The 13,142-nt window shown below is 68.0% G+C and carries 9 protein-coding genes, 1 tRNA gene and 1 other RNA gene; 2 read left to right on the forward strand and 9 right to left on the reverse strand.

All coding sequences use genetic code 11. The features are described from left to right. Nucleotides 1-3: 3 nt before the first annotated feature. The 4 genes from AC0HS0_RS09635 to ffs form a co-directional block, all read right to left on the reverse strand. On the reverse strand, nt 4-1,197 hold the full coding sequence (locus tag AC0HS0_RS09635) for an acetate/propionate family kinase (RefSeq protein ID WP_472963584.1): 1,194 nt from the start codon (nt 1,195-1,197) through the stop codon (nt 4-6). Next, a complete protein-coding gene (pta, locus tag AC0HS0_RS09640) occupies nt 1,194-3,332 on the reverse strand; it encodes a phosphate acetyltransferase (RefSeq protein ID WP_472963585.1) in 2,139 nt (712 codons plus the stop codon). Before pta ends, AC0HS0_RS09635 begins: the two co-directional genes overlap by 4 nt. Nucleotides 3,333-3,334: 2 nt before the next feature. Continuing rightward, entirely contained in the window at nt 3,335-4,753 is a 1,419-nt protein-coding gene (locus AC0HS0_RS09645; RefSeq protein ID WP_472963586.1) for a DUF1254 domain-containing protein, read from the reverse strand. Nucleotides 4,754-4,892: 139 nt separating this feature from the next. After that, nucleotides 4,893-4,989: signal recognition particle sRNA small type (gene ffs, locus AC0HS0_RS09650), an RNA gene on the reverse strand. 98 nt (nt 4,990-5,087) lie between these two features. On the opposite strand from ffs, the gene AC0HS0_RS09655 reads away from it, so the two are divergent. Beyond that, nucleotides 5,088-5,175: transfer RNA gene (locus tag AC0HS0_RS09655), tRNA-Ser, on the forward strand. A gap of 207 nt (nt 5,176-5,382) precedes the next feature. Here the strand turns inward: AC0HS0_RS09655 and glsA are convergent. The 5 genes from glsA to AC0HS0_RS09680 form a co-directional block, all read right to left on the reverse strand. Then, entirely contained in the window at nt 5,383-6,447 is a 1,065-nt protein-coding gene (gene glsA, locus AC0HS0_RS09660; RefSeq protein ID WP_472963587.1) for a glutaminase A, read from the reverse strand. Between the two features lie 174 nt (nt 6,448-6,621). Next, nucleotides 6,622-8,904 carry a beta-glucosidase gene (locus AC0HS0_RS09665; protein ID WP_472963588.1) on the reverse strand — a complete coding sequence of 761 codons (2,283 nt, stop codon included), beginning with the start codon at nt 8,902-8,904 and terminating at the stop codon, nt 6,622-6,624. 158 nt (nt 8,905-9,062) lie between these two features. Beyond that, nucleotides 9,063-10,097: a LacI family DNA-binding transcriptional regulator gene (locus tag AC0HS0_RS09670; RefSeq protein WP_472963589.1), complete on the reverse strand. Its 1,035-nt coding sequence runs from the start codon at nt 10,095-10,097 to the stop codon at nt 9,063-9,065. Nucleotides 10,098-10,239: 142 nt separating this feature from the next. Further along, nucleotides 10,240-10,668 (reverse strand): MFS transporter, encoded by a 429-nt coding sequence (locus tag AC0HS0_RS09675; RefSeq protein ID WP_472963591.1) that lies wholly within the window; start codon nt 10,666-10,668, stop codon nt 10,240-10,242. A 55-nt stretch (nt 10,669-10,723) separates the two neighbouring features. Then, nucleotides 10,724-11,980 (reverse strand): multidrug effflux MFS transporter, encoded by a 1,257-nt coding sequence (locus tag AC0HS0_RS09680; RefSeq protein WP_472963592.1) that lies wholly within the window; start codon nt 11,978-11,980, stop codon nt 10,724-10,726. A 142-nt stretch (nt 11,981-12,122) separates the two neighbouring features. Here AC0HS0_RS09680 and AC0HS0_RS09685 point away from each other — a divergent pair, with 142 nt between their 5' ends. Next, on the forward strand, nt 12,123-13,127 hold the full coding sequence (locus AC0HS0_RS09685; RefSeq protein WP_472964173.1) for a LacI family DNA-binding transcriptional regulator: 1,005 nt from the start codon (nt 12,123-12,125) through the stop codon (nt 13,125-13,127). Nucleotides 13,128-13,142 lie beyond the last annotated feature (15 nt).

Here is a 13,142-nt window from a genome sequence, read left to right on the forward strand (position 1 = left end):
CGCTCAGCCCGCGCCGACCGCCTGCAGGGACTGGCGCGCGATCTCGAGCTCCTCGTCGGTGGGGACGACGAGCACGGTCACGCGGGAGTCGTCGGCGGAGATCCGCCTGGCCTCGCTCGAGCCGTCGGCGTTGCGCTCGGGATCGAGCCGGATGCCCAGGACCTCCAGGCCGGCGCACACCTCGGCGCGCAGCCTCCAGTCGTTCTCGCCGATCCCCGCAGTGAAGGTCAGCACGTCGAGACCGCCCAGCAGTGCGGTGTAGGCGCCGATGTAGTGCTTGAGCCGGTGCACCGTCGTGTCGAGGGCCAACCGTGCGGCGACGTCCCCCGACTCCGCGGCGTGCCGGACGTCGCGCATGTCGCCGTGGCCGGAGAGCCCGAGCAGCCCGCTGCGTCGGTTGAGCAGCTCGTCGAGGTCGTCGATCCCGAGGCCGGCGCGGCGCGCCAGATGCACGAGCACGGCGGGGTCGAGATCGCCCGAGCGCGTGCCCATCACGAGCCCCTCCAGCGGCGTCATACCCATCGACGTGTCCACCGAGCGGCCTCCGTCGACCGCGCAGGCCGACGCGCCGTTGCCGAGATGGAGGACGATCTGCTTGAGCTCGCCGAGCGCGCGGCCGACGAAGTCCGCCGCCGCTCCCGACACGTACTTGTGCGAGGTGCCGTGGAAGCCGTACCGGCGCACCCGGTGCTTGTCGGCCAGCGCCGCGTCGATCGCGTAGGTGTACGCCTCCGGCGCGAGCGTCTGGTGGAAGGCGGTGTCGAACACGGCGACGTGCTGCACGTCGGGGAAGGCCGCCTTCGCCGCGCGGATGCCTTGGAGGTTGGCGGGATTGTGCAGCGGCGCGAGGTCGGAGAGATCCTCGATGTTGATCTCCACGAGCGGCGTCACGATCGTCGGCTCGAAGAAGCGCTTGCCGCCGTGCACCACCCGGTGCCCGACCGCGGCGAGCGGGTTCTCGTCGAGGCTCGGCCCTTCCGACCCGAACGCGTCGAGCATCACCCGGAACGCCGCCGTGTGGTCGGGGATCGCGAGCGTGGTCTCCCAGCGGCCGCGCGGGCCGGTGTGGCGGATGTGGCCGGAGGCCTCGCCGATCCGCTCGATCAGCCCGGAGGCCAGCGCCTCCTCGCTCGCTGCGTCGATCAGCTGGTACTTGAGTGACGACGAGCCGCTGTTGACGACCAGCACGGCGCTCATGAGAGCGCCGCCTGGATCGCCGTGATCGCGACGGTGTCGACGATGTCCTCCACGGTCGCCCCGCGCGACAGGTCGTTGATCGGTTTGCGGAGGCCCTGCAGCACCGGCCCGATCGCGACCGCGCCCGCGCTGCGCTGCACCGCCTTGTACGTGTTGTTGCCGGTGTTGAGGTCGGGGAAGATGAACACCGTCGCACGCCCGGCGACCTCCGAGCCCGGCATCTTGGCGGCAGCCACGGCGGCGTCGGCGGCCGCGTCGTACTGGATCGGGCCGGCGACGGCGAGTTGCGGCTCGCGCTCACGGACCAGCTCGGTGGCCGTGCGAACCTTGTCGACGTCCGCCCCGGCCCCCGAGTCGCCGGTCGAATACGACAGCATCGCCACCCGCGGCTCGATCCCGAACTGCTCGGCCGTGCGCGCGGACGACACCGCGATGTCGGCCAGCTGCTCCGACGTCGGATCGGGGACGACGGCGCAGTCGCCGTAGACGAGCACCCGGTCGGCCAGCGCCATCAGGAACACGCTCGACACGACGGACACACCCGGACGCGTCTTGATGATCTCGAATGCAGGCCGGATGGTGTGCGCGGTCGTGTGCGCCGCTCCCGAGACCATTCCGTCGGCGAGGCCGAGGTGCACCATCATCGTGCCGAAGTAGGAGGCGTCGGTGACGGTGTCGGCGGCCTGGTCGACCGTGATGCCTTTGTGGGCGCGCAACTTCGCGTACTCGTTCGCGAAGCGCAGCCGCAGCACGTCGTCGAACGGGCTCAGCACCTCCGCGCGGCTGAGGTCGAGGCCGAGCTCGATCGCCCGCGACCGCACCTCGAAGGGCTCGCCGAGGATCGTGAGCCGGGCGACCCCGCGCGACAGCAGGGTCGCCGCGGCGCGCAGGACGCGATCGTCCTCGCCCTCCGGGAGCACGATGTGCTTGTCGGCGGCGCGGGCGCGCTCGATGAGGTCGTACTCGAACATGAGCGGCGTGACCACCTGGTGCCGCGAGACGTCGAGCAGCGCCAGCAGCCTGTCGGCGTCGACGAACCGCTCGAACAGCGCGAGCGCGGTGTCGTACTTGCGCTGCGAGTCGGCGGCCAGCCGTCCCCGCGCGTGCGTGATGCGCACCACCGTCTCGTAGGTGTCCAACGTCGTGCGCACGATCGGCAGCGGCGACCGCAGGCCGGCGAGGAGTCGCTCGATGGGCTCCGGGAGGTCGAACCCGCCGTTCAGCACGATGCCCGCGATCGAGGGGAAGGTGCCGGACGCGTTCGCCATCAGCACGGCCAGGAGAACTTCGGTGCGGTCGCCGGGCACGACGACGACCGCCCCCTCCACGAGACGCGGCAGGACGTTGTTCATCGACATGCCGGCCACGACGACCCCGAGTGCCTCGCGTGCGAGCAGTTCCTCGTCGCCTGCGATGAGCGTCCCGCCGGTGACCTCCATGATCGACCGGATGCTGGGCGCCACCAGGAAGGCGTCCTCCGGGATCGCCCACACCGGAGGCTCCTCCGGACCTGCCGCGACCGCCGGCCCCGCGCTGGCGACCGCTTCGCCGACGGCGCCCACGATCGCGTCGAGGCGCTCGGAGTCGGCACGGTTGGCGATGACCGCGATCACGCCGGCGTGCTCCTCGCGCAGCTCGGCGAGGGCGAGCTCGGCCAGTTGGCGCAGCTCCTCCGGCGAGCGCGGGTCGGCCTGACCGAGCCTCTCGCCGAAGCCCTGGCCGATGCGGCCTCCCAGCACCAACAGCACCGGCGCCCCGAGGTTCGCGGCGATGCGGGCGTTGTAGCCGAGCTCTGTCGGGCTGCCGACGTCGGTGTAGTCGGAGCCGAGGATCACGACAGCGTCGCTGCGCGCCTCCACGTCGCGGAAGCGCCGGACGATCTCGCCGAGGGCGGCGTCGGCGTCGGCGTGGACGTCCTCGTAAGTGACACCGATGGCCTCCTCGTAGGTGAGCTCGGCGCTCACCCGGTCGAGCAGCAGCTCGAGGACGTAGTCGCGCTCGACGGCCGAGCGGGCGATCGGCCGGAAGACGGCGACGCGTTCGACGGAGTGCCGCAGCGACTCGAGCACGCCGAGGGCGACGGTCGATTTACCGGTGTGCCCCTCCGCGGAGGTGATGTAGAGCGAACGGGCCACGGTCAGCGGGTCTCCTCGTCGATCGGCGGTGTGTGGTCGTGGTCTTCGTGGTCTTCGTGGTCTTCTGTCGCAACTCGCTCGATCGGCGAGAGCCGGTAGCTGCCGTCGAGAACGGCCGGCCCCGGCGCGTACAGCCGCAGCAGCGGGCGGAACGCGCCCCGCGGCGCCGGGAGCCAGTTGGCCGCGGCCGTCGCACCCGCCGGGCGGTCGGCGCTCATCGTGACGGTCAGCCCGCCGTCGTCGTCGTAGACGATCCCCGGCGTGCGATCGCCCAGCGAGTAGCGCCCGATCGGGTTCTCGACCAGGTAGTAGTGCGGGAGGTCGTACATCGTGATCGACCAGAAGGCGCCCACCGGCGGGGTCGGGCTCAGGCGCAGGCGGTACACGTGGTCTCCCGTGAGGGCCTCCCCGTCGGCGTCGACGTACGTCGGGAAGTAGGCGGCCTCGTAGCCGTGGTTGCCCCAGAGGCCGCCGAGGGCCGCGGCGGCGCGGTGCGCGTAGCGGGTGGTGGGGTCGGCCAGCTGCCAGGCGGGGCTGTCGAGAGCACCCACCTCGAAGAAGTCGGTGTTGTAGTCGAAGACATGGAGGTTGACCTGCCAGCCGTCGACCAGCGGGACAGCGGTGTGCAGGGCCGACTCCAAGGCCTGCTTGCCGACGGCGTAGCCCTCCTCCAGCGCATCGCGGACGCCGTCGTGCAGGTCGGCGATGGGCGTGGAGCCCGTGAGCCCGATCGATTCGTAGGTCGCGAGCGCGAGCCGGTCGTGCTCCGCCGGCGGGAACTCCTGCGACCAGACCCGCATCCGCTCGAAGAACGTGATCGCCTCGCTGTTCGTGCTCTCGACCTCCGGGACACCAGCGGGAGGGGCGAACGACTCTCGTGTCTGCGTCAGCGTCAGAGCGTCCTGGAGGGCGTGCACGGCCGGGAGGTCGTCGAGCCCCGCGACCGCCCAGCGGCCGACGATGGTGCCGATGCGGGTCGGGAACCGGATGACGGTCGCCTCGTCGGCCTCGTCGGCCTCGCCGGCTTCCCACTCCGGCGGGACCAGCAGGAACCTGCCCGCCTCCGAGCCCGTCGCGCGCGTGCCGACATAGGCGAAGTTGTCGGTCCAGGCGTCGACGAACTGCAGCACGTAGTAGCGGTCGCCGACGGCGGGAACCTCCAGCAGCAGCGGCCCGACGCCCAGGTCGAGCTGTGCGATCGAGTAGACGGTGTCGTTGTTGACCGACACGAACTCGGTCTCCGGGCCGGCGAGCACCCGCGCGTGGCCGAACGTGTTGTAGGGCGTGGGCGGCACGGCCCCGAGCCCCTCCCGCGTGAAGCGGTCGACCTGCTCGAGATCGAACACGAGCGGAAAGCCGACCACGTACGCTTCGGACGCCAGCTCGGCGATCCCCTGCTCCACGGAAACCTGCTCGGTCATTCGCGCACCTCGACTCGTCGGAGTGTCATTCTACAAAGCGTAGAACAATTGGGAGGGTGTTGGACAGCTGCTGTGCTGCCCACACTCTACGCGGCGCGCTCCGCCGGATCCTGAAGACGAACCATGCGATGCCGGACACGAAAAAGACCCCCCACGCACCCGCCAGAGCCTGGTTACCCTTGCTGCGTTTCCGCCCTGGGGGAGTTGGCCTGGATGGCGCCACGTGGGGAGCCGCCAAACAGTCTAGCGGCTCCGGCTGGGAGGCCGTGCACGCCACCGGCTCCGGCGTCCGCTAAGATATTGTGAGCCGTCGCCCACAAGCGGTGGCAACCCAGGAGAATTCGCCTAGTGGCCTATGGCGCACGCTTGGAAAGCGTGTTGGGTGCAAGCCCTCGGGGGTTCGAATCCCCCATTCTCCGCCATCCTCTTGAGTGATTGAAGGCCCCGAGATCCGCGTGATCACGCGGAAGTCTGGGCCTTCGCTCTTTCCTCAGCCAGCCGATTCGGCCCGCCGAGCCCACACTTTTCTGATGACCTCCCTCGTTGAGGCGCACCGCGACCTCGTCGAGGTCGTCGTCGAAGAGGTCGGCGTATGTGTCTAGGGTGATCGCGGCGGACTAGTGAACGGTTCAGAACTCACCCGGGACCGACGCGAAAATGTCGAGCCCGAGCGAATGGGAGAGGAATCGCGCGGCGCGCTGCCCGCGCACGCTGTTGCCTGCGGGATCGAGCCGCGGGGAGAACGTTCCGAGGCCGCCCTTGCCCGGTGCGACCGTGACGATTCCGCCCGAGACGCCGCTCTTGGCTGGAATGCCCACCTCGAACAGCCAGTCCCCCGAGAACTCGTACAGTCCGCTCGTGGCCATCACGGCGAGCGTGTCACGGCAGACGGAGGCGTCGATCACCTTCTCGCGGGTGATCGGGTTGACACCTCCATCGGCGAGCGTGGCGGCCATGACGGCGAGATCCTCTGCGGTCACCAGGAGCGAGCACTGCCTCGTATAGACGTCGGTCGCCTCGGCCGGGTCGAACTCCATCCGCCCGTAGCTCTGGAGCAGCCGGGCGATCGCCCTGTTGCGCTGGTTGGTGGCGGACTCCGACGCGTAGACCTCGTCGTCGATCTCGAGCGGTCGCCCGGCGAAACGTGAGAGCCCACGTTGCACGAAGTCCCACTTCTCTGCGGCCGTCGAGCCTGGCGCAAGACTGGTCGTCGTGATCGCGCCGGCATTGACGAGCGGATTCCGCGGGTCGCCGTCGCTCAGTTCGAGGGCCATGACCGAGTTGAACGGGAGTCCCGTGTTGTTCACGCCGACGCGACGCGACACCTCGGAGTGGCCCAGTTCGTGGCAGACCAGGGCGAACACGAACACCTTCGAGATCGATTGGATCGAGAAGGCGTGGGCGGAGTCGCCGACACTCGTCGTGAGCCCGCCGACACTGCACACGCTGATACCGAAGAGGGCCGGGTCCGCTCGGCCGAGGGAGGGGATGTAGTCGGCGACGTCTCCGTCATCCAGGCCCCGGTAACGCTCGTGGGCGGTCTCGATGAGCTCGTGGACTCGCTCGACAGCAGGAAGGGTTCCGGTGGAGACCACGTTTTCCGGCGCGAGCACTTCGTCGGCATGGATGGTGTCGGTCGAGAAATCGGGCAGCGGAGTCTGTCGTTCCAAATAGGCCATCCGGTCCTCCGTCATGATCGCCTCAGGGCACCCGGGGCTGCCCCTGCAGGCTCATGATAGCTCGCGCGATTTGCGGTGCGGAGGGCCTGGGATTCGAGCGCCCTGGAGCTCCTCCAACCTCGCATGACCGCACTCGGTTGTGCCGGAGGGCGAGGTGCCGAAGCACCTCGCCCTCCTGTTCTGCCGTGGCTACTTGACAGCGACCGTGAAGCTGGCCGACAGGGAGGCCGTCGACGAGCCGCCGACGTTCACGCCGTAGGTTCCAGGAGCGGTCGCCCAGGCGTGGGCGGTCGAATCCCAGTACGACAGGGGCTTGTCGGCCGAGGACGGGTCGATCGTGATCGACACCTTCTTGCTCTCACCGGCCCGGAGGGTCACCTTGGTGAAGCCGACGAGCCGCTGCCCGGGTTCACCCGTGGCGGTCGGCAGGGTCAGGTAGACCTGCGGCGACTCGACGCCGGTCTTCGCACCCGTGTTCTTCACCGTCACCGAGACGGTGATGGGCTTCTTCGGGTTGTTCTGAACCGCGGGCGATATCTGCAGCTTGCTGTATGCGAAGCTCGTGTACGACAGGCCGGAGCCGAACGCGAACAACGGCTGGATGCCCTTGCTCTCGTACCACTTGTAACCGACGGCGAGACCTTCGCTGTAGCTGACCTGACGGATCGACGTGTCGCCGGCTGCACGGGTCGTGGTGCCGTTCGACAGGAGGCCAGGGTACTGGGCCGGCGTCGATGTCGGGATATCGGCCAGCGACTTCGGGAACGTCATCGGCAGGCGACCGGTGAAGTTCACGTCACCATAGATGAGCTTGGCGAGCGCCGTGCCTTGCTGGTCGCCCGGATACCACGCCTCGATGACGCCCTTGACCTGGCTGAGCCACGGCATCGTCGTCGCCGTGCCGGTCTCGAGCACCACGATGGTGTTCGGGTTGGCCGCGGCGACCGCGGAGATCAGCGCGTCGCCGTTGTTGTCCAGAGCGAGGCTGGTCGAGTCGGCGAACTCGCCCATCTTGGCGTAACCGAAGACGATGGCCACCTTCGCGGATGCCGCAGCCGCCGCCGCAGCGGTCGGGTCCGATCCGTTGTTGAACGTGACGCTCGCACCGACCTGTGCTGCCCGGGTCGTGATCGCGTCGAGCGGCGCGACCGGGTTCACGCAGGCGTTGCCGCCGCCGAAGGGGGCGTTCGGCGAACCCTCGGCGCAGACCGTCGCCGCGCTGACCCCGTTGGTCGGCGTGTTCGAGGCCGTCGGGCCGATGACGGCGACCGACGCGGACGACTTCGACAGCGGCAGGATGTTGTCGGTGTTCTGCAGGAGCACCGAGCCCTGCTCGGCGATCTGTTCGGCGACCGCCTTGTTGGCGGCCGTCGAGGGGGTCGCCGTCGGGGTCGTCGGCAGCGGGTGGTCGAAGAGCCCTGCGGCGATGTAGGCCCGCACGACCCGGAAGGCCGCCTGGTCGACCTGGGCGACCGTGACCGACCCGTTGTCGATCGCGGCGTTGATGTTGGCCGGCGTGTAGAACTTCGGAGCGTTGAGCTCTTGGTCGAGTCCGGCGTTCAGAGACGGAGCCGTCGAGTGCACCGCACCGAAGTCCGACGTGACATATCCGGCGAAGTTCGTGTCCGCGCCCTTGAGGAGGTTGTTCAGGATCGGGTTCTCGCAGGCGTAGACGCCGTTGACCTGGTTGTACGAGCACATGATGCCGCCCGGTGCGCTCTTGCTCAGCGCGATCTGGAACGGCATGCTGTAGAGCTCGCGCAGGGTGCGTCCGTCGATGTTCGACGAGCTGGTCTGCCGGTCGAGTTCCTGCTCGTTGGCGATGTAGTGCTTGACGACTGCCATCACCGGTTCGTCCGGGTTGCCCTGCTGGATGCCGTTGATGTCGCCGGCCGCCATGGTCCCGCTGAGGAGCGAGTCCTCCCCAAGGTATTCGGGGGTGCGGCCCGCGAGCGGGGTGCGCGAGCTCGAGACGCCCGGGCCGAGGATCACGTTCTTGCCCGACCGGAACGCCTCATCCGCCTGGGACTTGCCCTTCTGGTAGGCGAGGTCGGTGCTGAAGGACGCTGCCAGTGCGATCTGCGACGGATAGACGGTGGCTCCCTTCGTGCCGCGAACGTAGTCCGGGCCATCGGTGTAGACGACGGTGGGGGTGCAGGCGACCTGCGCCGGATAGGTCGCCCCGCCGCCGAAGGGACCGCCCGTGAACGTCGTCTGAGCCGGACTGTTCGCCGCCTGCTCGTCGAGCCAGCGCAGCTTCTGGTCGAGGGTGCTCGCCGCGAGGAGCTGATTCGCTCGTTTGGTGGCGGATTCGTGTGGATCCATCCAGGGGCAGCCGGCGGGCACCGTCTGGTGTCCAGCAGCGGGCGATCCGAATGCTGGTGCCATCTGCAGCCCGCCGAGCAGCGCACCTGCTGCAACGACCGGCACGGCGAGTCGCACGACCCGACGCATCCGACGACTGAGTGTCATCTTGCCTTCCTCTCCTTTGAGTGCGTCCGGCCAGTCGCCGGATCAGGCATTGAAACGCATCATTAATGAAGCGCTTCAATTTCTCGGGCCGAGCATACAGTCGTCGCGCAGACAGTCGCAAGGAATTTGCGGATATCCCCCGCGTGGGGGTGAAAAGCTCAGTCGGCGATCGTGCTTCGACGGGCGATCAGCGTCGGTTCGAGAATGATCCTTCGATGGACGTGCTCCTCCGGGTTCGCGATCTCATCGAGTAGGAGGGCTGCGGCCGCCTTGCCCATTTCGCGGCCCGGCTGGCTCACTGTCGAGATCGGGATCGAGCTGTCCCAGGCCATCCGGTTGTTGTCGTAGCCGATGATCGCCACATCCCCAGGGATGGAGAGACTCCCGTCCTGAAGGAGCGCTTGCACTATTCCGACCGCGAGCAGATCCGCGGCGGCCACGATGCCATCGGGAATGCCGTCGCGTTTTCGCGCAGCGATCTGCTGCCCGATCTCGCGCCCGTCGACGGTCTGAACCTGACCGGTCGGGATGTACTCGAGCGAGACCGACCCGCGCGTCTCGGCGATCGCGCGCTCGACTCCGGTATGCCGATCGTGCACCGGGGTCAGCTCGTCGGGACCGCCCACGAACGCGAGCCGCGTACGACCGCGGTCGATGAGGTGCTTTGCGGCGAGGTAGCCGCCGTGCTCGTTGTCGATGAGGACGGCGCAGCTCTCCGGATCTTCGAACGCATCGTTGATTACGACGACCGGCCTCCCGTGCGCCCTCACCCTCTCGGCATGCGCCAGCGTGTGCGGAAGCGGTGCAACGAGGATGCCGGCAACGCGCTCCTCGTCGAACAACGAGAGGTAACCGTCTTGCTTCGCGCGCTGGATGTCCGAATTGGCCAGGAGCAACGACCTGCCCGACCCCTGCGCTTCATCCTCTGCCCCGCGCGCCACATCGAGGAAGAAGGTGTTGCCGAGATCGACGATCACGAAGCCGATCATGCTGCTCGTCCCCTTGGCCAGCGATCCCGCGGCCCCGTTGCGGACGAAGCCGAGTGCAGTGATCGCTCGCTGTACGCGCGCACGCGTCCTCGGTGACACCTTGCCGGGATGATTTATCACGTTGGAGACGGTGCCGAGCGATACGCCTGCCCGGCGCGCGACGTCCGACATGCTCGGGTTGCCGTTTCGGAAACTGGGGCTCATCGTGTATCGGTCCAATCGCAACTCCGACGAGGAGTCTGGGCAATTGTTTCGCATCCGATCGGTTCTGCGACGCAATCAATCCGACAGCGAGTCGTCCCCAGAACCGTAGAAGGGATCCGTCTCCTCTCATGTTCCGGGCGGGTCAGCGTGTCTTCTTCACCGGCACGATCAGGAAGGCGCCGATCACCGCGAACACCGTCGCTGCAATGAAGACGGCCGGGTAGTTACCTCCGCTGACGGCCCCGATCGCGAGGAACAGGGGTGCGATCGCGGGCGCAAGGGACTGCGGCAGGCTGTTGGCGATCTGGAAGACGCCCATGTCCTTCGCGGCGTCGTCCGGATTGGGGAGCACGGCTGCGACGAGGGCGAGGTCGACCGCGTAGTAGAGGCCGGTTCCGAGGCTTGTGATCGCCGCGCCGATCAGGAACTGCTCGAAGCTGTTCGAGACACCGATGACGAGCAGCCCCACTCCAGCGATGACGGCCGCGGCCCAGACGAATGGCTTGCGTCGCTTGAAGATGTCGGAGAGCCATCCGCACGGCGGTGACCTTGAGGGTGCCCGTCGAGGCACGGTCTCCGCACGAGCCTCGGGACTTCACTCGACCGATCGCAGTTTGCGCAAAAACTCAGTCGCGATTCAATCGTGGGACCGACCACGGCCGGACCAGCAAGAACAGCGCTGACAGCCCGACCAGCATTGCGCTGATGATGACGAGGCCGAGTGCGGTCGCGGTCCCGCCGCCGAACAGTCCTGGCAGGGGCGAGACCAGTCCTCCGATGAGGGAGTTGACGAAGCCGCTGAGTGCGGCCGCGGTCCCTGCCCGTCCGTGCTGGTCCTTCAGCGTGAGGATGCTCACGCAAGGGTTCGCGAATCCGGTCGATGACACGAAGACGAAGCTGGCGATGGCCACGCCGACAAGTCCGGCATGAGTCAGGCCGAGTACGGCGAGAGCGATTCCGCTCACCAGAAGCGTCGCGAGCCCGGCGGCGAGCATCCAGGCAGGTTCGAGGAAGCGCATGAGTCGAGCGGAGACTTGTGTGGCGAGGAGGAGGCCGACGGCGTTCAGGGCGAACAGGAGTCCGAATTGCTGCGGGTCGAGGCCCAGGCTCGCCTGGAAGACGAACGGTGAGGTGGAGAGGTAGGTGACGATCGCAGCGAAGATCATCCCACCTGCGAGGGCGGCGCCGAGGTAGACCCGGTCGCCCAGAACGAGCGCGAGCCGCGCCGACGTGCGCTCCCGGTCGCCGGATGTGTTCGTTCTCGGAGAGAGCGTCTCAGGGACGATGAACGCGCACAGCAAGAGGATTATCACCCCGTAGACGGCGAGCGCTGCGAACACTCCGCGCCACGAGATGATGAGGAGAAGTTGCGAACCGAGGACCGGTGCGATGATCGGGGCCAGACCGCTGATCAGCGCGATGTGGGCGAGCATGCGCACGAGGCGGTATCCACCGAAGAGGTCCCGGACCATGGCGACCGTGACAACGGAGCTCGCTGCGGCGCCGAGGCCCTGGCCCAGCCGCGCGGCCGTGACGACGGCAACGGTCGGGGCCGCAGCGACGAGCAGGCTCGAGACGATATGGAGTGCCGTTGCGGCCAGCAGGGGCCGTCGGCGGCCGAAGGAGTCGCTCACGGGACCGACCACGAGCTGACCGATGCCCATGCCGATTGCGGTCGCCGTCAGCGTCAGCTGGACCGCTGCCTGCGACGTGGCCAGATCGTGCTGGACCTGTGGGAATGCCGGCAGGTAGAGATCCATCGTGAACGGCCCCAGCATTGTCAGTCCACCGAGCACGATTACGAGAAGCCAGCGCCTTTCGGGCGGCAGATCGGTGGCCGTCCCAGTGATAGCCGACGTGGGTCGCGTGTAGGTAGCGCTCATCAGGTCCCTTTGCCTTCTACAGATTTCTGGCGGGTCGAGACCGCAAGCGTCTCCAGTAGGCAATCACATCTCGCTTCGCGGCGACGAACGATTGCGCAAAAACATCTCGCCTTTGCGACAATGGAGTGTGGTTTCGAACGCAGTGACGCTCCAGGACATCGCGCGAGCGGCGAACGTGTCGATTTCGACGGTCTCGCGCGCCCTCTCAGGCCGAGGAGACCTCAAGTCGAGTACGCGGAATGCAATCCTGGCCGTGGCGCGCGAGCTCGGCTACGACCCGGCCGCCACGTCCCAGGGGCGGCCGACAACGCTCGACGTGCGTCTGATCGAGTTGGTTCTGGGCAGCTTCGATGACGCTTGGACGGACGCGATGGTCGCCGGGGCACGCCAAGGGGCGTTCGATCACGGCTTCGACCTGGTGCTCACGCTCGAACGAGACGACCCTTCGGATGACTGGCCCGCCCGCGTCGCCCGACGCCGGCCGTCGGGCGTCATCCTGGGCCTGATCAAGCCGACGAAACGCCAGCTCGAGGAGTTGAGCGGCGCCCGCATCCCGATCGTCCTCCTCGACCCGCGCTCAGACCCGCATGGAGAACTCGCGAGTGTGGGGACCACCGACTGGCAGGGCGGCTACGACGCCGGCATGCTCCTCGCGTCGACAGGGCTCCAGCGGTTCTTCGTCGTGACTGGACTCCCGCACTACCGTTTCGGCAAGGCACGAGAAGAAGGTTTCCGTTCGGCCATCGCCGAATCCTTGGGCGACGCGCCGGTGACCCGTATCGACGCTCGCTGGACCGCACCGGACGTCACCCGCGACTTCCGGCGCCTCATGGCCGACGACAAGTCCCCCGTCGGCGTCTTCGCCTGCAACGACGAGATGGCGCTGGACGTCTACCGCGCCGCGGCACTTCTCGGGCTGCGCATCCCGCAGGACGTGAGCGTGATCGGGTTCAACGACGAAGCCCGCGCCGCAGCGGCAACTCCCCCACTGACCTCTGTCCGACAGCCGTTGGAGGCGATGGCCGCGCGTGCAGTCCAGCTCGTCGGCGAACTGCGGGTGCGCGAGCCCGAACAGTTCGAGCGCATCGAGCTGGCGACCCGGCTGATGGTACGTCAGTCCACGCTTCCACCGCTCCCCGCAGCGTGACTCGGGCTGCGAAAG

It is taken from the genome of Leifsonia sp. PARNA 1/14 (genome assembly GCF_055720965.1).

Bases quoted from the DNA above. Each gene is read 5' to 3' on its own strand.
- AC0HS0_RS09635 (WP_472963584.1), bottom strand. From the start codon at position 1,197: ATGAGCGCCGTGCTGGTCGTCAACAGCGGCTCGTCGTCACTCAAGTAC.
- AC0HS0_RS09645 (WP_472963586.1), bottom strand. From the start codon at position 4,753: ATGACCGAGCAGGTTTCCGTGGAGCAGGGGATCGCCGAGCTGGCGTCC.
- glsA (WP_472963587.1), bottom strand. From the start codon at position 6,447: ATGACGGAGGACCGGATGGCCTATTTGGAACGACAGACTCCGCTGCCC.
- AC0HS0_RS09665 (WP_472963588.1), bottom strand. From the start codon at position 8,904: ATGACACTCAGTCGTCGGATGCGTCGGGTCGTGCGACTCGCCGTGCCG.
- AC0HS0_RS09670 (WP_472963589.1), bottom strand. From the start codon at position 10,097: ATGAGCCCCAGTTTCCGAAACGGCAACCCGAGCATGTCGGACGTCGCG.
- AC0HS0_RS09680 (WP_472963592.1), bottom strand. From the start codon at position 11,980: ATGAGCGCTACCTACACGCGACCCACGTCGGCTATCACTGGGACGGCC.